At 32.8% G+C, this 21,355-nt stretch carries 14 protein-coding genes; 12 read left to right on the forward strand and 2 right to left on the reverse strand.

Features of this window, described 5'->3' with window-relative positions; genetic code table 11:
• Positions 1-80 precede the first annotated feature (80 nt).
• The 8 genes from BWZ22_RS05580 to BWZ22_RS05615 all read left to right on the forward strand — a co-directional run bounded on the left by BWZ22_RS05580 (position 81) and on the right by BWZ22_RS05615 (position 12,685).
• The gene (locus BWZ22_RS05580) at positions 81-686 is read left to right on the forward strand and encodes a TetR/AcrR family transcriptional regulator (RefSeq protein ID WP_076698549.1); all 606 of its coding nucleotides are present in this window, start codon (positions 81-83) and stop codon (positions 684-686) included.
• A gap of 4 nt (positions 687-690) precedes the next feature.
• Entirely contained in the window at positions 691-2,040 is a 1,350-nt protein-coding gene (locus BWZ22_RS05585) for a TolC family protein (protein ID WP_076702313.1), read from the forward strand.
• A complete protein-coding gene (locus BWZ22_RS05590; protein WP_076698550.1) occupies positions 2,040-3,209 on the forward strand; it encodes an efflux RND transporter periplasmic adaptor subunit in 1,170 nt (389 codons plus the stop codon). The genes BWZ22_RS05585 and BWZ22_RS05590 overlap by 1 nt, the downstream gene beginning before the upstream one ends.
• Positions 3,210-3,238: 29 nt before the next feature.
• Positions 3,239-6,772, forward strand: a complete 3,534-nt coding sequence (locus BWZ22_RS05595; RefSeq protein ID WP_076698552.1) for an efflux RND transporter permease subunit — start codon at positions 3,239-3,241, stop codon at positions 6,770-6,772.
• A 233-nt stretch (positions 6,773-7,005) separates the two neighbouring features.
• Positions 7,006-8,760: an aspartate--tRNA ligase gene (gene aspS, locus BWZ22_RS05600; RefSeq protein ID WP_076698553.1), complete on the forward strand. Its 1,755-nt coding sequence runs from the start codon at positions 7,006-7,008 to the stop codon at positions 8,758-8,760.
• Positions 8,761-8,806: 46 nt separating this feature from the next.
• Positions 8,807-10,603, forward strand: a complete 1,797-nt coding sequence (locus BWZ22_RS05605) for a chloride channel protein (protein ID WP_076698555.1) — start codon at positions 8,807-8,809, stop codon at positions 10,601-10,603.
• Positions 10,604-10,647: 44 nt separating this feature from the next.
• A complete protein-coding gene (locus BWZ22_RS05610) occupies positions 10,648-12,435 on the forward strand; it encodes a chloride channel protein (RefSeq protein ID WP_076698556.1) in 1,788 nt (595 codons plus the stop codon).
• A 13-nt stretch (positions 12,436-12,448) separates the two neighbouring features.
• Positions 12,449-12,685 (forward strand): hypothetical protein, encoded by a 237-nt coding sequence (locus BWZ22_RS05615; protein WP_076698558.1) that lies wholly within the window; start codon positions 12,449-12,451, stop codon positions 12,683-12,685.
• On the opposite strand, the gene BWZ22_RS05620 is transcribed toward BWZ22_RS05615, so the two are convergent.
• Complete coding sequence (locus tag BWZ22_RS05620) at positions 12,682-13,131, reverse strand: nucleoside deaminase (protein ID WP_076698559.1); 450 nt, start codon at positions 13,129-13,131, stop codon at positions 12,682-12,684. The genes BWZ22_RS05615 and BWZ22_RS05620 overlap by 4 nt on opposite strands.
• A 39-nt stretch (positions 13,132-13,170) precedes the next feature.
• On the opposite strand from BWZ22_RS05620, the gene dxs reads away from it, so the two are divergent.
• Complete coding sequence (dxs, locus tag BWZ22_RS05625) at positions 13,171-14,928, forward strand: 1-deoxy-D-xylulose-5-phosphate synthase (RefSeq protein WP_076698561.1); 1,758 nt, start codon at positions 13,171-13,173, stop codon at positions 14,926-14,928.
• A 36-nt stretch (positions 14,929-14,964) separates the two neighbouring features.
• On the opposite strand, the gene dgt is transcribed toward dxs, so the two are convergent.
• Positions 14,965-16,287 (reverse strand): dGTP triphosphohydrolase, encoded by a 1,323-nt coding sequence (gene dgt / locus BWZ22_RS05630; protein ID WP_076698562.1) that lies wholly within the window; start codon positions 16,285-16,287, stop codon positions 14,965-14,967.
• A gap of 164 nt (positions 16,288-16,451) precedes the next feature.
• On the opposite strand from dgt, the gene BWZ22_RS05635 reads away from it, so the two are divergent.
• From BWZ22_RS05635 to BWZ22_RS05645, 3 genes are all read left to right on the forward strand, one after another.
• Entirely contained in the window at positions 16,452-16,817 is a 366-nt protein-coding gene (locus BWZ22_RS05635; protein WP_076698564.1) for a carboxypeptidase-like regulatory domain-containing protein, read from the forward strand.
• Positions 16,818-17,093: 276 nt separating this feature from the next.
• On the forward strand, positions 17,094-18,392 hold the full coding sequence (locus tag BWZ22_RS05640; RefSeq protein WP_076698565.1) for a hypothetical protein: 1,299 nt from the start codon (positions 17,094-17,096) through the stop codon (positions 18,390-18,392).
• A 67-nt stretch (positions 18,393-18,459) separates the two neighbouring features.
• Positions 18,460-21,348, forward strand: coding sequence for a TonB-dependent receptor (locus tag BWZ22_RS05645; protein WP_076698567.1), 2,889 nt, complete (start codon positions 18,460-18,462; stop codon positions 21,346-21,348).
• Positions 21,349-21,355: the final 7 nt, after the last annotated feature.

Below are 21,355 nucleotides of genomic sequence, written 5' to 3' on the forward strand. Positions count from 1 at the left end.
AAACTAAGTGTTAAAAAAAGATAAAACTTAGGAAACTTTATTGGTTTTTAAAGTTTCCTGCCTATATTTGCGCTCTGAAAATGAGAGAAAAAATTATACATAAGGCTGGAGAGTTATTTTTAAACTATGGGTTTAAAAGCATAACAATGGACGATATTGCTAACAATTTGGGCATATCTAAAAAAACCATTTATGTTCATTTTGCTAATAAAACTAAACTAGTACAAGCAACTACAATGCGCTTGTTTGAGTCTATATCAAATGGCATTGCATGCATTTGTGAGCTAAACAAAAACCCCATTGAAGAAATATATACTATTAAGCAATTTGTGATGAAGCACCTTAAAAATGAAAAGTCTTCGCCTCAATACCAGCTACAAAAATACTATCCTAAAATTTACAACTCGTTAAAAAACAAACAATTTGATGTTATGCGAGGGTGCGTTATAAGAAATTTAGAACGTGGCGTAGCAGAAGGACTTTATAGAGAGAACATTAATATAGATTTCATTTCTAGGATTTATTTTAATTCTATGATGATTATAAAAGACAACAACCTTTTTCCTAAAGACAAATTCACCATGTCAATGCTTATGAATAACCATATAGAATATCATTTACGTGGTATTTGCACTCCCAAAGGACTAGACATTTTAAATGACCACATCAATTCTAATCAATCATAAAAACATGAAAAACAGACTAATTTTATTTTTTAGTTTATTAAGTAGTTTCGGGCTTTTTTCGCAAGAAAATAGCCTTAGTTTTTCTTTACAGGAAGCTATAGATTACGCATTAGAGCACAACAGAACCGTGCAAAATGCTGCTCTTGATATTGAAGCTGCCAAAAAACAAAAATGGGAAACAACCTCTACAGGTTTACCGCAAATTAATGCTAGTATAGATTATAATCATTGGCTAAAACAACAAATATCTCTTATTCCTGCCGAATTTTTTGGTGGTAACCCAGGAGAATATGCAGAAGCCGTTTTTACCACTAAACAATCTTTAACTGCTACCGCTACACTTTCTCAAAAAATATTTGATGGTTCTTACTTAGTTGGTTTACAATCGGCTAAAGTGTATTTAGAAATCTCTAAAAACGCCAAAGAAAAAACCGATTTAGAAATTAGACAAGCCGTTATTAACGCCTACGGCAACGTACTACTTGCAGAAGAAAGCATTAATATTTTAAAAAGAAACATTGACGTTTTACAAAAAAACTTAGATGAAATAACTAAGATTTATGAAAACGGTCTTGAAGAAGAAGAAAGTGTAGAACAATTACAAATCACATTATCTAGTGTGCAAAGTAATTTAAAAAACACCCAACGTTTAAAAAACATAGCTTACCAAATGCTAAATATAACTTTGGGTATAGATGTTCAGGATAAAATAACCCTAACAGATTCTCTAGAAAGTTTAGCGTCAGAAAATATTACTCTAAATATTTTTGAAAACGAAAACGCTGTTGAAAATAATATAGATTATAAAATAGCCACTAACAACATTCGTTCTAACGAGCTGCTTTTAAAATTAGAAAAAAGCAAAGCCCTACCAACTTTAAACGCCTTTGTTAACGGTAGTTATAACGGATACGGCGAGCAATTTAATTTTTTAAAAAAAGAACAAGATTGGTACGGAGCTTCTCTTTTTGGGGTAACCATGAATATTCCCATTTTTAGTTCATTGGGCAAAAGTGCAGCTACCCAAAAAGCTAAAATTAATTTAGAAAAAGCTAAAAACGATTTTGAAAACACCAAACAACAATTAAAATTAGAAATATCTCAAGCTAAAAGCAACTACCTGTTTTCTATTGAAGAATATGAAAACAAAAAACAAAATTTGGCACTGGCAGAACGCATAGAACAAAAAAACCAAACCAAGTTTTTTGAAGGTATTTCTTCTAGCTTTGACTTAAGACAAGCGCAAACACAGCTCTACGCATCTCAGCAAGAATTTTTACAAGCAATGCTAGACTTAATTAACAATAAAGCAGAATTAGATAAAGTATTAAACACGCCTTTAAACCATAAATAATGAAAACCAAATTTTACATTCCAATAATAATTTTTACGGTGATTTTAAGTAGCTGTGGAGATAAAAATAAATCTATTGAAGATATTATTGCATCTAATGATATTACAGAAATAAGAAAAAAGAAATTAGAACTAGAAACAAATCTTCAAGAAATAGATACCGAAATAAAACAATTAGAAGAAAAAATTAAAGAATTAGACCCACAACATAAAATTCCTTTAGTTACCACTTTTAAAACCCAAGAACAGGTTTTTAAACATTACGTTGAATTACAAGGTAATGTAAGTACCAATCAAAATGTGGTTATCAATGCAGAATTTAGCGGTGTATTAACCAAAATTTATGTAAAAGAAGGGCAAGGTGTTACTAAAGGACAATTATTAGCCAAAATTGATGATGGTGGTTTAAGTATGCAACTTTCTCAATTACAAATTCAAACAGATTTAGCAAAAACCACTTTTGAGCGTCAAGAACGTCTTTGGAAACAAAAAATTGGTAGCGAGTTACAATACCTTCAAGCCAAAGCCAATTACGAAGCCCAACTTCAAGCTACAAAACAACTTAAAGAACAACTAGCAAAAACCACTGTTAGAGCACCATTTACTGGTATTATTGATGATATTATTACAGATGAAGGAACTCTGGTTTCACCAGGTCAATCTGCTCTTTTTAGAATTGTAAATTTAAAAGACATGTATATTGAAACCGATGTGCCAGAGCTTTACATAACCAGTATTACCACTGGTAAAAATGTGAAGGTAGAATTTCCAATTCTTGATAAAGTAGTTGATACCAAAGTTCGTCAAGCAGGTAGTTTTATCAATCCTGCCAATAGAACTTTTAAAATACAAGTACCTATCACTAATAAAGCTAATTTAATAAAGCCTAACCTTACTGCAAAACTTAAAATAAATGATTACACCAATGAAAAAGCCATTTTAATTCCTTTAAGTATCATTTCAGAAAATGCTGAAGGTGAGCAATATGTTTACACTATTACCGATAAAAATGAAGACCACGCAAAAGTAGAACGCGTAATTATTACTACTGGTAAAACACAAGGTGACCACATTGAAATTTTATCTGGTTTAACCAGTAATATGGAAATTATTAATGAAGGTGCAAGAAGTGTAAAAGAGGGGCAAGAAGTTAAAATTCTTGATTTATAAGTTGCCTAATTATAAAAGACTACCATCAAATGAGTAAAAAGAAAAACACAAAAAAAGTAGATAAAGAATTTGGCTTATCATCATGGGCTATTGGCAACAAAACTACCATGTACGTTTTAATTGCTGTTATCTTAATTTTAGGTTCTAGCGCCTACTTTAGCATGCCTAGAGAAAGCTTTCCTGAAATTAAAGAAACTAAAATCTACATCAGTTCAATATATCCTGGCAACACCGCAGAGGACATTGAAAAACTTATTACAGACCCTATTGAAGACCGGTTAAAAACCGTAAGTAATGTTGTAGAAATCACATCAACTTCTCAAGAAGATTATTCTATTGTAATTGTTGAGTTTGATGAAAATATAACTGTTGAAGCTGCCAAACAAAAAGTAAAAGACGAGGTTGACTCTGAAACCGCCAGCGAAGATTGGCCTACTTTTAACGGTGCCAAAGTAGAACCTAATGTGTTCGATTTAAGTATTTCTGAAGAAATCCCTATTCTTAATATTAATATCTCTGGAGACTACCCCATAGATAAACTTAAAGAATACGGTGAATATCTTGAAGATGAAATTGAAGGCCTTTTAGAAATTAAGCAAGTAGATATTCGTGGAGCACAAGAAAAAGAAGTTGAAGTGGCCGTTGATATTTACAAAATGATGGCTGCTCAAGTTAGTTTCAGCGATATCATAAATACCATTAACAATGAAAACATGACCCTGTCTGCAGGTAACTTAATTGCTAGCGGACAACGAAGAACCATTAGAGTTATTGGTGAAATTGAAACTCCTGAAGAGCTTGAAAATTTCGTGGTAAAATCAGAACATAACAACCCTATTTACTTAAAAGATGTTGCTAAAGTTTCTTTTAAAGAAGAAGATAGAACCACTTACGCAAGAGAGTTTGGACACCCAGTAGTAATGCTAGATGTTAAAAAACGAGCTGGAAAAAATATGGTGGCCGCTGCAGAACAAATTCAAGCTATTGTTGATAAAGCCGTTGAAGAAGTATTTCCACCCGATTTAACTGTTACCATCTCTAACGATCAATCTACTAAAACCATAGGTCAGGTAGATGATTTAGTAAACAACATCATCTTTGGTATTATACTAGTGGTAACGGTTTTAATGTTCTTTTTAGGGTTTAAAAATGCGCTATTTGTTGGGTTTGCAATACCTATGTCCATGTTCATGTCTCTAATGATATTAAACTTTATGGGCTTTACCATGAATACCATGATTTTATTTGGTCTTATCATGGGGCTAGGTATGTTGGTTGATAACGGTATTGTTTTAGTTGAAAACGTGTACCGCCTTATGAATGAAGAAGGTTTAAGCAGACTTGAAGCTGCTAAAAAAGGAATTGGTGAAATTGCATTCCCCATTATTATTTCAACAGCTACCACTGTAGCAGCCTTTATTCCTTTAGGAATGTGGCCAGGTGTTATGGGGCAATTTATGATTTTCTTCCCCAAAACCCTTGGCGTGGTACTAGGATCATCTCTATTTGTAGCTATCTTCTTTAATTCGGTTTTAGTATCGCAATACATGACCACAGAAGACATACAAATGCCTTTAAAAAACATCATTAGAATTTCTATAATAGTTGGCATTTCAGGATTGCTAATTCTTCTTTTTGGAGGTTCTGCAAGAGGCTTAGGATCTGTAATGATATTTACAGTTATACTGCTCTGGATATATAGATTATTTCTTAGAGATTGGGCTAATGCATTTCAAAATAAAATTTTACCCATTTGGGAAAATTGGTATGAAATCACCCTTCGTGGTGCCTTTAAAGGTAAATGGCCTGTAATCATTTCTGTAGGCACATTTATTTTACTCATTATCTCTTTTATGGGATTTGGAATGTCTGTTGGAAGCCAACGTACCAAAGTTGAGTTTTTCCCAGATAATAACCCAAACCAAATTATTGTTTATATAGAATACCCCGAAGGAACCGATATAGAAAAAACCAATGCTATTACTAAGAGTATTGAAGAGCGCGTTTATAAAATTATAAATGACGAAGCTTACATGAATGGAGATTATAATTTCCTAACAGAAAGTGCCATATCTCAAGTAGGTGAAGGCGCTGGAAACCCACAAACTGATGGAGGTTCTCAAGCTGAAATGCCTCACCGAGGTAAGATTACCGCTACCATGCGCGAATTTAAATTTAGAAAAGGCGCAGACAGTAAAGAACTACTTAAAAAAGTACAGGAAGCTTTACAGGGCATTTACCCTGGTGTTGCCATTTCTGTTGAAAAAGATGCCGTTGGTCCACCAGTAGGATACCCTATTAATTTAGAGCTAGAAGGTGAAGATTACTCTGAGTTAATTGCTACCGCAGAAAAAATGCGCGACTTTATAAACTCAAAAAATATTGAGGGTATTGATGAATTAAAGATAGATGTTAACAAATCTAAACCCTCAATGAAAGTAATAGTTGACAGAAAAAAAGCTGGAGAACTTGGTATATCTGCGGGTCAAGTAGGACAACAATTGCGTAATTCTATTTTTGGTGCTAAAGCTGGTATTTACAAAAAAGATGGAGAAGATTATGATATCTATGTGCGTTTTAATGAGGAAAACAGGTATAACAAAAGTGCGCTCTTTAACCAAAAAATTACGTTTAGAGATATGGCTACTGGTCAAATTAAAGAAATTCCAGTATCTGCCGTTGCTAAACAAAGCAACACCTCTGGTTATAGTGCTATTAAGCATAGAGATGTTAAGCGCGTAGTTACACTATATTCGGCATTAGCACCAGGGTATACTGATGCTGCTGCTATTGTTTCTAAAATTCAGAAAGAAATGGAAGCCTTCACCGAAAAACCTGACAATATAAAAGTAGACTACACGGGACAAATAGAAGAGCAAGCCAAACAAATGGCCTTTTTAATGAAAGCTTTTTTTGCTGGTTTAGGACTCATTTTTTTCATATTAATTTTCCAATTTAATTCTATTTCAAAACCTGCCATAATTATGTTAGCCATTTTCCTAAGTTTAATTGGTGTGTTTGGTGGCTTAATTATTACTGGCAGACCGTTTGTTATCATGATGACCATGATGGGTATTATTTCATTGGCTGGTATTGTTGTAAACAACGGTGTGGTACTTTTAGATTACACGCAACTTTTAATTGATAGAAAAAAGGCAGAATTAAATTATGAAGATAACCAATACTTAAAAACCAATGATTTAAAAGAAGCTATCATAACAGGAGGTAAAGCACGTTTACGTCCCGTACTATTAACCGCAATCACCACTATTTTAGGTTTAATTCCTTTAGCCACAGGATTAAATATTAATTTCTTTACATTTTTTAGTGATTTTGACACTAACATTTATGTAGGTGGTGATAATGTTGTTTTTTGGGGACCATTAGCTTGGACAGTAATATACGGGCTTTTAATTGCAACCTTTTTAACACTCATAGTAGTACCTATTTTATTTTATTTGGTCACCAAATTTAAAATGAGATTGTACAAACACAGAACCGTACAAGATAATGTGTTAAAAGAACAAGAATTAGGTACAACAAAAAATTTAAAAGAAGCTTAGGCTATTAGATAAAACTATTTAAAAAAAAGAAAACCCGATGACTGTATCAATTCATCGGGTTTTCTTTTTTACACCTGTATAATATTTAAATTACTTTTTTAAATTCTTTTGAAAATATTTTTCGACAAGTAACAAATGAGCCTCAATGAATAACTTGGTTTGTATTTAAAAAAGCTACATAAAATGGTTAATCTATTTAGGATTTCTTTAAATTTGCACATCAAAATTTCACTATGTATAGAAGTCATAATTGCGGCGAGTTAAGAGCCTCAAATATTAATGAAGAAGTAACCCTTGCAGGATGGGTTCAAAAGTCTAGAGATAAAGGGTTTATTGTTTGGGTAGATCTCAGAGACCGGTATGGTATTACGCAATTGGTTTTTGATGAAGAACGCACCTCTAAAACACTTATAGAACAAGCTCAAAAACTTGGTCGTGAATTTGTAATTCAGGTTAAGGGAACCGTAATAGAACGTGCTTCTAAAAACCCAAATATTGAAACTGGTGATATAGAAATTTTAGTATCTGAATTAAACATACTCAACAAAGCCATTTTACCACCGTTTACCATTGAAGATAAAACCGATGGTGGCGAAGATTTACGAATGAAATATCGCTATTTAGATATTCGTAGAAATCCCGTAAAAAACAGTTTAATTTTTAGACACAAGGTAACACAAGAGGTTCGCAATTATCTTTCTAACCAAGGATTTATTGAAGTAGAAACACCTTATTTAATTAAATCTACACCCGAAGGTGCCCGCGATTTTGTGGTACCAAGTAGAATGAATGAAGGAGAGTTTTACGCACTTCCTCAATCGCCACAAACTTTTAAGCAATTGCTTATGGTGGGTGGTATGGATAAGTATTTCCAGATTGTAAAATGTTTTAGAGATGAAGATTTACGTGCCGATAGACAACCCGAATTTACACAGATAGACTGTGAAATGGCCTTTATTGAGCAAGAAGATATTTTAAATGCTTTTGAAGGTTTAACACGTCATTTATTAAAAGAAGTAAATGGTGTTGAAATAGATAAATTCCCAAGGATATTCTACGATGACGCTATGCGTTTATACGGAAACGACAAACCAGACATTCGTTTTGGGATGGAATTTGGCGAATTAAACGATGTTGCACAACACAAAGATTTCAACGTATTTAACCAAGCTGAATTAGTAGTTGGTATTGCAGTTCCGGGAGGAAACAGCTATTCACGTAAAGAAATAGATAAACTTATTAGTTGGGTTAAGCGTCCGCAAATAGGCGCTTTAGGCATGGTATATTGCCGCTGTAACGAAGATGGTACATTTAAATCTTCGGTAGATAAATTTTACAACCAAGACGATTTAGCAAAATGGGCCGAAGTTACTGGCGCTAAACCAGGTGATTTAATTTGTGTGCTTTCTGGAGATAAAAATAAAGTACGCACCCAATTAAGTGCTTTACGTATGGAATTAGCAGAACGCTTAGGATTACGTAAACCCAATGAGTTTGCACCACTTTGGGTATTAGACTTCCCATTATTAGAATGGGATGAAGAAACAGAACGCTACCACGCCATGCATCACCCATTTACCGCACCAAAACCAGGACAAATAGAATTATTAAAAACAGACCCTGCTGCGGTTAGAGCCAATGCCTACGATTTAGTTTTAAACGGAAACGAAATTGGAGGTGGCTCTATAAGAATACATGATAAAGAAACACAATCCTTAATGTTTGATTACTTAGGATTTACTGAAGAAGAAGCAAAAGCACAGTTTGGATTTTTAATGGATGCCTTTCAATATGGAGCGCCACCTCATGGAGGACTCGCTTTTGGGTTAGATAGATTAGTAGCCATTTTAGGCGGACAAGAAACTATTAGAGATTTTATTGCGTTCCCAAAAAACAATTCTGGTAGGGATGTTATGATAGACGCCCCTGCCCCTATTGATGATGAACAACTAGAAGAATTAAGTTTAAAACTAAATTTAAAATCATAATATTTATAAATCCTGCTTTTAGCGGGATTTTTTAATAATAAGGGTTATGCCAAAGAAAACCATTTTAAAACGACTATTAATTTGGAGAGCTAAACACATTTCTAATAAACAGTTTGTTTTTATACTTAGCATACTTATTGGTTTTACAGCTGGTCTAGGTGCTGTTGTTTTAAAAAACTTAACTCATTTTTTTCAACATTTACTTGAAACCAAATTTATTACCTATTACCATCATGCCTTTTATTTTGTATTCCCTGTTATAGGTCTTACTCTGGTTTATTTTATTATGAAATATATCATAAGACAAAAAGTAAGTCATGGTATACCTTCAACTTTATATGCTATTTCAAAACGAAAAGGTATTATGAAGCGGTTTCAAATGTATGGTTCCATTTTAACGGCTCCTTTAACGGTTGGGTTTGGTGGCTCTGTAGGATTAGAAGGCCCTACGGTTGCAACTGGTGCTGCATTAGGCTCAAACATAGCTAGAATGTTCCACATGAACCAAACCACCAGAAATTTACTTATTGGTTGTGCTGCCGCTGGTGCTATGAGTTCTATTTTTAAAGCTCCTATTGCTGCTTTGGTTTTTGCTATTGAAGTTTTTAGCTTAGACCTTACATTTGCGTCATTACTTCCTTTACTTTTCGCTTCAATTTCGGCTATATTAACTTCTCATTTTTTCTTTGGGAATGATAATTTATTACCTTTTAGAATTGAAGACAAGTTTTATCTTTCTGATGCTTTATTCTATATAGTTTTAGGTGTTGTAGCTGCTTTTGTTTCAATATATTTCACTAATGTTTACGATAAAATTCATCATTTTTTTGAAAAACTCTCTTCACCAATCAAAAGATTGCTAGTTGGTAGTTTAGGTATTGGATTACTAGTTTTTTTAATGCCTCCTTTATATGGTGAAGGCTTTGATTTAATTAACAGTCTTATAGCTGGACATCCTGAACTTTCTCTTAACAACAATTTGTTCCATCTTGATTTAAATAATGTCTGGAATATAATTATACTGTTAGTTGGCCTTATGTTCTTTAAAATTATAGCCAGTTGCTTTACTTTTGGAGCTGGAGGTGTTGGTGGTATTTTTGCTCCTGTGTTGTTTATGGGAAGTATTATGGGTAATTGTTTTGCCAAAATTATAAATAATTGTGGTTTGTTTAACACTTCTATTTCTGAAAGTAATTTCACTTTAGTAGGTATGGCAGGTTTATTAGCTGGTGTTTTACATGCTCCTTTAACTGCTATTTTTTTAATTGCAGAACTTACTGGAGGTTATGAACTTTTTATTCCTTTAATGCTTACTGCTAGTATTTCATTTGCTATTACAAAATACTATAAACCACATTCTGTTTACAATATGGAACTTGGTAGAAGAGGTGAGTTAATAACTCATGATAAAGATCATGCTGTACTAACATTAATGAATATTGATAAAGTTATTGAAAGAAACTTTATTACCGTAAATCCTGAAATGACTTTAGAGCAAATAATACAAAATGCTGTTATAAAATCTAACAGAAATATTTATCCTGTTGTTAAAAAGGATTCAAAAAGATTAAAGGGCATTATTTTATTAGATGATTTAAGACCAATAATGTTTGATCAATCTCTATACAAAAGAATTTTGGCTAGCGACCTCATGCACAAACCACCAGAGGTTATAAATTTAGACAAAGACAAAATGGTTGATATTATGCAAAAATTTCAAGATAGTAGTGCTTGGAACTTACCTGTTACTAAAAACGAAGGAACTTACTATGGTTTTATATCAAAATCAAAATTACTTACATCTTATAGACGTCAATTAATTACACTTCAAGGAAATTCTTAATCCTCAAAGATTTTCCACTAATAATTTACTATTTTTAGCATATTATGCCTGAAAACTCTAAAAAGCTATTACGTAAGTTTTTAATCTGGAAATATAAACACCTTTCAGAACAGCAGTTTATTTATATATTAAGCATATTAGTAGGTATTTTGGCGGGAACTGGCACCGTTGTTCTTAAAAACCTCACTCATTTTATCCGTTCATTATTAGAATTGAATTTTTTAAAAAATTACCAAAATACCCTTTACTTTATTTTTCCCATAATCGGTTTAGCTTTAGTTTATGTTATAAAGCAAACTTGGTTAAAAAAACATATAGGCCATGGTATTTCTACAACGCTATATGGGCTATCTAAACTTAACGGCATTCTTCCTAGATATAATATTTACGCAGCTTTAATAACAGCACCATTAACCGCTGGTTTTGGTGGATCTGTAGGGCTACAGGGGCCGGCAGTTAGTGTTGGTTCTGCCTTAGGTTCAAACACTGCGCAATTATTTCATATGAACACAAAAGCGCGTTTGCTTTTAATTGGTTGTGCCTCGGCTGGTGCCATGGCTTCTATGTTTAAAGCGCCTATTGCTGCTATTATTTTTGCTGTTGAAATTTTTAGTTTAGACATTGCTTTTACCTCTTTAGTTCCCCTGCTTTTAGCATCAGTTTCTGCTGTTATAACTTCTTATATGTTTCTTGGTACCGATGTTCTTCTACATGTTGATTTAGAAGATAGTTTTAAATTTAACAACTTACCCATATATATTGCTTTAGGTATTGTAACAGCCATTGCATCTGTATATTTTTCTAAAGTATTTTTTTCTATTACCAACTTTTTTAAACAATTTGAAAGTAGAGCGTTACGCCTATTAATTGGAGGTGTTGCCATTGGAACGATGCTATATTTTATCCCACCGCTTTACGGTGAGGGTTATAACCTTATGAATAACTTATTAAAAGGTGACCACCTTGCTGCTATAGGTAAAACCCCCATGAATTTAGATTTAAATAATATCTGGATTGTTATTGCGCTACTTATAGGCATTGCCATTTTTAAAGCCATTGCCATGACCACAACATTTGGTGCCGGTGGCGTAGGAGGCATATTTATACCTACACTAATAATGGGGAGTGTTTTAGGTAATGCTTTTGCTAAAATTGTTAACAATATAGGAATGAATTTTTCTGTACCCGAAGCTAATTTCACGCTTTTAGGTATGACGGGGCTTATGGCTGGAGTTTTACACGCTCCATTAACGGCCATATTCCTTATTGCTGAAATAACAAGCGGACATGAACTTTTTGTACCTCTTATGATTGTTGCCGCCATATCATTTGCAATAACTAAATTTTATGTTTCACACTCCATATACACAATGAAATTGGCAGAACGCGGAGAATTAATGACGCATGACAAAGACCAAAATGTGCTTATGGTTTTAGATATTAAAAAAGTAATTGAAACAAATTTTGTTACTCTTAAACCAGAAATGACATTAGGCCAAATTCTAAACGAAGCTGTAGCTAAATCATCCAGAAATCATTTCCCTGTAATTAATAATAAACATGAATTTTTAGGTGTTATTAGGCTAGATGATATTAGGCATATGATGTTTAAAGCAGACCTTTATGACAAAGTACGTGTTGCAGACCTTATGCATGCCGATGCCGACATTATTGATTATGATACCGACTCTATGAACGATATCATGGAGAAATTTAAGGTTACAGGTGCTTGGAATTTACCCGTAGTAAAACAAGGTAAATACTATGGATATATTTCAAAATCAAAATTATTAACCGCCTATAGACGCCAACTTATAAAATTTACTAAATAATATAACAAATTGCATGAAGTATCTCATTGCCATATTAGTAATTGCCGTTTTTACAAGTATTATTTTAGGGTTTACCCTAAATGTTAATTATTCTGAAAAACTTATAGGTTTTGGGGTAGCTGGTTTATTTTTAGTTGTATTCCCGCTATTTTCTTATTACCGTTGGAAAGGCAAAGACTTAAAAGATTACATGCTCACTAAAGAGAATTTAGACAAAATGCGAGAATCTCAAAAAGAAAAAAAACACTAATTTAAATTACGTTTCATTACAAAAAAACGTTTTAACAAATCACTAGCTTCATCTACTAATACACCTCCTTCAATACTAGTTTTAGGATGTAATTTTGTTTTTAAATTAATACAACCTCGTTCTAAATCTCTAGCTCCATAAACAATTTTAGAAATCTGACTCCAATATAAAGCTCCAGCACACATTTGGCAAGGCTCTAAAGTTACATACAATGTACATTTTTGAAGATATTTACCTCCTAAAAAATTGGCCGCAGCAGTAATGGCTTGCATTTCGGCATGAGCCGTAACATCATTCAATGTTTCTGTTAAATTATGCCCTCTAGCAATAATTTTATTATCAATTACTATAACAGCTCCAACAGGTATTTCGCCTTTATCAAAAGCTAGTTCTGCTTCTTGTAAAGCTTTCCGCATAAAGTAATTATCATCAAAAGGTTCTATCATAATAGCAAAAATACAATTTCATTCTTGTACTTTTGTCCTGTGTCAAAAGAGTTATTAAAACATATTAATTCACCTAAAGATTTACGGTCTTTAAAACAAGACGAATTACCTCAGCTTGCTAAAGAGTTACGGCATTTTATAATCAATATTGTGGCTACTAAAGAAGGCCATTTAGGTGCTAGTCTAGGGGTTGTTGAATTAACCATTGCACTACACTATGTATTTAACACACCTGAAGATTTATTGGTTTGGGATGTTGGTCACCAAGCTTATGGACATAAAATTTTAACGGGGCGTAAAAATATTTTTGACACCAATAGACAATTAGGAGGAATAAGTGGTTTCCCAAAACGAGATGAAAGTGAGTATGATACTTTTGGCGTGGGGCATTCTTCAACTTCTATTTCTGCCACCTTGGGTATGGCCATTGCTTCAAAACTTAAAGGAGAAAATAAACATCATATTGCTGTAATTGGTGATGCCTCTATTGCTAGCGGAATGGCTTTTGAAGCTTTAAATCACGCGGGTGTTACAGATGCTAACTTGTTAGTTATTTTAAATGATAATGCCATAGGTATAGACCCAAGTGTTGGGGCGCTTAAACAATATTTAACTAACGTAAAAAAAGGAACTCAAAAAAGAAATAATATTATTAAAGCACTTAATTTTGATTACTCTGGACCAATAGACGGTCATGATATTAATAAAATTATTTCTGAATTAGAGCGGTTAAAAAATGTAAAAGGCCCTAAATTATTACATATTATTACCACCAAAGGTAAGGGGTTAAAACAAGCTGAAATAGACCAAGTAAAATACCATGCTCCTGGTAAATTTAATGCTACTACTGGTGAAGTCATTATTAAATCTGAGACTAAAGAACCTCCAAAATATCAAGATGTTTTTGGACACACCCTTGTAGAATTAGCTAAAAAAAACAAAAAAATAATTGGTATTACCCCTGCAATGCCTACTGGAAGTTCTCTTAAATACATGATGCAACAAATACCAGAACGCGCTTTTGATGTGGGAATTGCAGAGCAGCATGCGGTAACACTTGCTGCAGGTATGGCAACGCAAGGGCTTATTCCGTTTTGCAATATATATTCTACATTTTTACAGCGTGCTTATGACCAAATTATTCATGATGTAGCTTTACAAAATTTACCAGTTATTTTTTGTTTAGACCGTGCAGGTTTAGTAGGAGAAGATGGCGCTACGCATCATGGGGTTTTTGATTTAGCTTACTTAAGATGCATCCCTAACCTTGTTATTTTTGCCCCAAGAAATGAAATAGAGCTACGCAACATAATGTATACTGCTCAATTAAAATTAAAACAACCAATAGCAATTCGTTACCCCAGAGGACGTGGTACAACTACCAATTGGAAACAACCTTTTAATGAAATTGAAATTGGAAAAGGTATTCAACTTAAAAAAGGGAGAAATTTAGCTATTTTAAGTATTGGTACCATTGCTAAAAATATTACTGAAGCTATTACAGAGTTAAATGTATCTCATTACGATATGCGTTTTCTTAAACCTTTAGATGAAACCTTACTTCATGAAGTTTTTAAAACACACAAAACAATTATTACAGTTGAAGATGGCACTGTAAAAGGAGGGTTTGGAAGTGCTGTTGTAGAATTTGCTTCAGAGAATAACTATAAAAACGCTATAAAAACTCTTGGTGTTCCTGATAATTTTATTGAACATGGTACAATTTATGAACTCCAAAAATTACTTGGTTTAGATATTGATAGCTTAAAAAGCTTATTTAAAAAAATTTCATCATAATAAGTGCAAAAAAACAAGCTAAATCTAGAGCCAATACTAAAACGTTACGCCTTCAATAGTTTTAAAATTCAATATAGCTTTACTATCAGATAGTAATGATATGTAATGACAGACAGCTAATAACCTGTCATACAAATTCTCTTGAGAAAAGTTGATAGTTTTTGGTAATCTTTTTAAGATAAGCTTATCATAATTTGAAGCAGTTCCATTAAAACTATTGTTTACAGCTTTAGTGTAAATACTCAATAACTTATTAATTATTTGATAACCCGATATTTCTTTATCTATAACCTCTTCTGATTGATAAATATTCTCTACACTAATTCTTATAATATCCTTTATTTGTGCATCGTATTTACTTTTATCTAACAAAGCACAATCAAAGTTTCCTTTTAAAATTTCCTCCTCATATTTCATAAAAACAGTTGCTGCTTCATCAATAAGGGTTCCAATTGCTAAAGCCCTTAAATAACTTACTCTATCTTCTTTATTAGTTAAAGCGTAATAAGTATCTGTTTTAATGGTTTCTCTTACTAGATTAATTAAATATTCTAAAGCAAATTCTTCTTCAATCAATCCTAGGTTAATACCATCTTCAAAATCTATGATTGTGTAACAAATATCATCTGCTGCTTCTACTAAATATGCTAGCGGATGTCTTGAAAAGCTTATATGTTTCTCATTTCGTTTTAATAAACCTAAGTCTTGAGCTACGTTTTCAAATTTTTCTTTTTCAGACTGAAAAAACCCATACTTTTTATCGGCAATATGGTTAGTTGGCTTTTTAGGTAATGATTCCTTTGGATACTTCATAAAAGCCCCTAAGGTTGCATAACTTAAGCGTAACTTATTTTGGGTTATTATCTTAAATCCGTTAGCATTCCCTTCAAAATCACATAAATCTTGATATTCTTTTGGTGTTAATTCGTTTTTATATTTTTTACCTTCACCGTTAATAAAAAACTCTCCAATAGCTTTTTCACCTGAATGTCCAAAGGGAGGGTTCCCAATATCATGTGCTAAAGCTGCGGCGGCTACAATGGCACCAAAATCATTAGCTTGATACCCATAAACATTTCTTAAATGCGGGTACTTTTCAAGAATTTTTTGCCCTACCTTTCTGCCCAAAGAGCGCCCAACTACACTAACCTCTAAACTATGCGTTAATCTTGTATGAACAAAATCTGTTTGCGAAAGTGGAATAACCTGCGTTTTATCTTGAAGGCTTCTAAACTCTGATGAAAAAATAACCCTATCATAATCTACTTCAAAACCTAATCGTGTTTCGTCTTGTTCTTTTCTTATACGTTTATTAGTGTCGCCATAGCGTTTTAATGACAATAATTGCTCCCAGTTCATGTGTTTTATTTAAGAACAAGCAAGATAAATAAATTCAGTAAAAATAAATTCTAAAATCTCTTAACATTAAGCTAACCTAAAATTGAAACACCAATAACAATTACATAACATTAAAAATTTAATAAAATCGGTTATTTGCAACTTACAAACCCATAAGCTTAAAAATGAAACAATTAGCAATTTTATTTTTTATTTTGTTTACAACAAGCGCTATTGCCCAAGATACAGGGTTAATTGTTGGTAAAATTTTAGATAAAGAAATGGATAACACACCTTTACCATTTGCTAATGTTTCTATTAAAGGTACTTCAAATAGTGTAACTTCTGATATTTCTGGAATGTTTCTTTTTGAAAACCTTAAAGATGGTGATTATACCTTGGTTTGTAATTTTGCTGGTTACGAAACTAAAGAAATTAAAGTACATGTAGATTCTTATCACCCAGCCGAAATTAAACTTTCCTTAGAAGCTTTTTCTTTACCAATAACAGAAGTAGCTTCAGCCCAAAATATTGACAAAAAAGAAATTTAGTAATAATACTTCTTTTGTTTTTTTATCTAGTTAACTTCAATAAACTTTTTTAGTTTTAAAAGCACTCACTTTATATTTTTCTGCAACAAAGGTAAATTATCTTGTTTTTTAATGTTAAGAAATTGTTGCTTGTTTATTTAAAAAAACACTTTTCTCATAACATTATAATAACCCTTTTATCACTGTTCTTTAACTTGTTGGTAACACCATGTTCATATTACGTGCATTTCTTTGCACCATAAAATTGAACAAAAAAATTATCTAAAATTTAAACTCATGAAAAAAATAATTTTAACTCTTTTAATTGCATCTACTTTAGTATTTACAGGATGTTTACAAGATGATGACACACCTATAATTGTTGAGGAAACTACAAATAACTATTATAATGATGGTAATAGTGGCAGCGATGAAGATTACGAAACAATTATAAAAGCAGGTGGTATAGCTTTAGATGAAACTTGGACATCTGACAAAGTTTATGTATTAGACAGAAAAGTAGTAGTGCAAGAAGGTGTTACTTTAACTATAGAAGCTGGTACAATTATTAAAGGTAGAGCGGGTACAGGATCTTTATCTTCTGCATTAATTATTGCTAGAGGTGCTAAAATTAACGCTGTTGGTACTGCTGATGCTCCAATTATTTTCACTTCAGAAAGTGATAACATAGAGCCAGGACAAACAGCAGGAACTAACTTAACTTCTGCTAACAAAGGTCTTTGGGGTGGTGTTATTATGTTAGGTAGAGCCACTATATCTGTTTCTGGAGATACTGGTCTTGCTAATATAGAAGGTATTGCTGCTGATGATACATTTGGTCTTTATGGTGTAGATTTAGCCGATGGTGAAACTTTTGATGATGAAGATAACTCTGGTACTTTACAATATGTTTCTATCCGTCACGGTGGAGCTTTATTAGGTGAAGGAAATGAAATTAACGGATTAACATTAGGTGGTGTTGGTAGAGGTACTACAATTGATAATGTTGAAGTTGTTGCTAACGTTGATGATGGTGTTGAGTTCTTTGGTGGAACTGTAAACGCATCTAACTTATTAGTATGGGCACAAGGTGATGATGCTTTAGATATTGACCAAGCTTACTCTGGAACCATTACCAATGCTGTTGTTGTTTTAGGAGATGATTCAGACCACGGTTTAGAAATTGACGGTCCAGAAGGTTCTATTGATGGTGAATTCACTATCAACAATTTAACAATGATTGGTAATACTACAACTGCTAACGGTGAGTATGCAGATTTTAGAAGTAACGCTCAAGGACATGTAAATAATGTGTATGCTTACGGATTTAAAGATTCTTCAGACGTTGAGTTAGATAACGATGGTGTTGCTACCAACTGGAATGATGGTTTAATTACTTTAGGTACTTGGGAAATTGTATTGCCAAGTGGTGTTACAGATGTAACTAGCATTTTTGCTAACAAAGCAGAAAACGTTACAGTTACAGGTTTTGGAGATACTGCTACTGCTGTAACTCAAGGAAGTCAAACTGTTGGAGCTAATACTTCTGCTCTTAGCTGGACTTACGCTAATACAGCTGGAAGTTTAGGCTTCTAATCAAACTATTTTTAACAAATAAGTAACTACTGCTCACTAGGTGAGCAGTAGTATATAAATCACATTTATGAAAAATTATTTAATAGTTCTTATTCTATTTGCAATAGGATTATTTGATGTTGCCAACGCACAATCCGGAGTTTTAACCGGAAACATTATTGATGGCGACTACAATAATGAACCGCTTGCATTTGCTAACGTACTAGTTAAAGGAACTACAACAGGTACCACTTCAGATTTTGAAGGGAAATATCAACTAGATTTAGAAGCCGGTACTTATACAATTCTTTTTTCTTTTGTTGGTTATGAAACTAAAGAAATTGCCGATGTAGTTATAAAAGCTGGACAAGAAACTTTCTTAGATGTAACACTAGCATCAAATTCTTTAGAAACAGTAGTCATTACTCAATCTATCAAAAGAAATACCGAAAGTTCTGCATTAGCGCTTCAGAAAAAATCAGTTACACTATTAGATGCTTTATCTGCACAAAGCATTAAAAAAACTGGTGCAGGTGATGCTGCCAGTGCAGTAAGAAGCGTTCCTGGAGTTTCTGTTCAAGGCGGAAAATATGTATACGTTAGAGGTCTGGGAGACAGATATTCTAAATCTATTTTAAATGGTGTTGATATTCCTGGTTTAGACCCAGATAGAAACACAGTTCAAATGGACGTGTTTCCTACAAACATTATTGATAATATTGTAGTAGTTAAATCTGCTGCTGCAGAACACCCTGCCGATTTTACTGGAGGTATTGTAGATATTATTACAAAAGATTTCCCTACAAAAGCAGAATATTCTATATCAGTAGGAGCTGCTTACAACCCAGACATGCATTTTAATGATAATGCTTTAGAGTATGAAGGAAGCGATACCGATATTTTTGGTTTTGATGATGGCACCAGAAGTTTGCCTATTAATCGTTACCAACCAATTCCTGGTACTTTTGAAGATAAAATCTTATTAACATCTTTAACAAGTCGGTTTGAAAAACAACTAAAAGCTACTAACTTTACTAACGGTGCTAATTTTGATTTTGGTTTTACTTTAGGTAACCAATATGCACTTGAAAACAGTGATAAAATTGGTTATCAAGTAGCCGTGTCTTACAAGAACGATGTAACTTTCTATGAAAACAGAATTGATGGTCGTTATACAAGACGTGTTACTTCTGGTTCTAACGATATTTATGAGTTAGATGCTAGTAGAACAAGTTCAGGGTCAGAAAGCATAAATTCTGTATTGCTAAGTGCTTTAGGAGGAATTACTTATAAAACAAACCGTTCTAAGTTTAAAATAAACTTATTACACATACAAAACGGCGAATCTACCTCTAACTTTTTATCTCAACAAGTAAATACCAGTGGTGGGGTTGGTTCTTTTGAGCCTATTGTAAAAGATGGTTTGTTATACACCCAACGCTCTATTACTAATTTATTAGTTGCTGGTTCTCATGCTTTTGGTGCAGACAGCGAGTGGAATTTTGATTGGAAATTATCTCCAACATTTACTGGAGTTTATGATAAAGATCACAGAATTACACCTTTACAAATTAGTGATGATGGCGATTATTTTATCTCTCCAAGTTCTTCTAGTTATCCATTACAATTATGGAGAAGCTTAACTGAAGAAAACTGGTCTGGAAAAGCCGATTTTAGTAAAAAAGCTACTATCTTTAACAGACCTGCTAAATTAAAATTTGGTGGAGCTCATACTTATAAATTTAGAGATTTTAGTGTAGATCAGTACTCTTTCACATCAACCAATGTTATTATTCCAAATGGTGATACTAACTTATTGTTACAGCCAGAAAACATTTGGACTCCAGATACTGATGAAGGTACTTACTTAACTATAGAAAATGCCTTTGAACCATCTAATGCTTATGAAGGTGAACAACAAGTGAGTGCTACATATTTTTCTGCTGAATTTAACTTATCTGAAAAATTAAAAACAGTATTAGGTATTCGTGCAGAAAATTATGTTCAATACTATACAGGTGAAGAAAACGATGGTACAGCATACGTAAGAGAAAAAATTATTGACAATTTTGATGTATTTCCATCGGCTAATTTAATTTATGCACTATCTGATGAATCTAATTTAAGAGCATCTTATTCTAGAACCACAGCAAGACCTTCTTTTAAAGAAGCTTCTAGTGCTCAAATTTATGATCCTGTAACTAACGATACATTTTTAGGAAATGCATTTGGTAAGTTTGACTCTAATGGTGCTATTATTTATGACCCTATTAGTCCAACTTATATTAACAACTTCGATTTAAGATATGAAATCTTTAGAGAAGAAGGCCAAATGATTGCGCTTAGTGGTTTTTATAAATCGTTTAAAGACCCTATAGAAATTGTATTTATGCCAAATACAAGTTCGGCTGCTCCACAATATACAGTAGCTAACTTAGGAGATTCAAAAGTTTATGGGGCAGAGTTTGAGTTTCGTCAAAACTTCGGGTTTTTAAGTGAGTCTTTATCAAATTTAAAGTTTACTGCTAACGCATCTTATACACAATCTGAATTAGAAATGTCTGATTTTGAATACCAATTACGTACAGCAGATGGCGTTATAAAAACCGGTGAAACTGTAGATAGAACACGTGATTTACAAGGTATGGCTCCTTACTTAATAAATGGAGGATTAGATTATAATTTTGGAGATTCTGGTATAAGAACTGGTGTATTTTACAACGTACAAGGTAAAACCTTAGTAATAGTTGGTAATGGTTATTTTCCTGATGTTTACACCAAACCTTTCCATAGTTTAAACTTTACATCTAATTTTACTTTTGGTAAGAATAAAAATTCTTCAATTGATTTTAAAGTAAAGAATATTTTAGGTGATGAAAGAGAAAGTGCTTTTGAATCTTTTAAAGCACAAGATCAAATATTTTCTTTAAGACAACCAGGAACAGAGTTTTCACTTGGTTATTCACTCAAGTTTTAATGAGTTT

The sequence above is a fragment of the Seonamhaeicola sp. S2-3 genome, from assembly GCF_001971785.1.
Classification (GTDB): domain Bacteria; phylum Bacteroidota; class Bacteroidia; order Flavobacteriales; family Flavobacteriaceae; genus Seonamhaeicola.

Bases quoted from the DNA above. Each gene is read 5' to 3' on its own strand.
- BWZ22_RS05580 (WP_076698549.1), top strand. From the start codon at position 81: ATGAGAGAAAAAATTATACATAAGGCTGGAGAGTTATTTTTAAACTAT.
- BWZ22_RS05585 (WP_076702313.1), top strand. From the start codon at position 691: ATGAAAAACAGACTAATTTTATTTTTTAGTTTATTAAGTAGTTTCGGG.
- BWZ22_RS05590 (WP_076698550.1), top strand. From the start codon at position 2,040: ATGAAAACCAAATTTTACATTCCAATAATAATTTTTACGGTGATTTTA.
- BWZ22_RS05595 (WP_076698552.1), top strand. From the start codon at position 3,239: ATGAGTAAAAAGAAAAACACAAAAAAAGTAGATAAAGAATTTGGCTTA.
- aspS (WP_076698553.1), top strand. From the start codon at position 7,006: ATGTATAGAAGTCATAATTGCGGCGAGTTAAGAGCCTCAAATATTAAT.
- BWZ22_RS05605 (WP_076698555.1), top strand. From the start codon at position 8,807: ATGCCAAAGAAAACCATTTTAAAACGACTATTAATTTGGAGAGCTAAA.
- BWZ22_RS05610 (WP_076698556.1), top strand. From the start codon at position 10,648: ATGCCTGAAAACTCTAAAAAGCTATTACGTAAGTTTTTAATCTGGAAA.
- BWZ22_RS05615 (WP_076698558.1), top strand. From the start codon at position 12,449: ATGAAGTATCTCATTGCCATATTAGTAATTGCCGTTTTTACAAGTATT.
- BWZ22_RS05620 (WP_076698559.1), bottom strand. From the start codon at position 13,131: ATGATAGAACCTTTTGATGATAATTACTTTATGCGGAAAGCTTTACAA.
- dgt (WP_076698562.1), bottom strand. From the start codon at position 16,287: ATGAACTGGGAGCAATTATTGTCATTAAAACGCTATGGCGACACTAAT.
- BWZ22_RS05635 (WP_076698564.1), top strand. From the start codon at position 16,452: ATGAAACAATTAGCAATTTTATTTTTTATTTTGTTTACAACAAGCGCT.
- BWZ22_RS05640 (WP_076698565.1), top strand. From the start codon at position 17,094: ATGAAAAAAATAATTTTAACTCTTTTAATTGCATCTACTTTAGTATTT.
- BWZ22_RS05645 (WP_076698567.1), top strand. From the start codon at position 18,460: ATGAAAAATTATTTAATAGTTCTTATTCTATTTGCAATAGGATTATTT.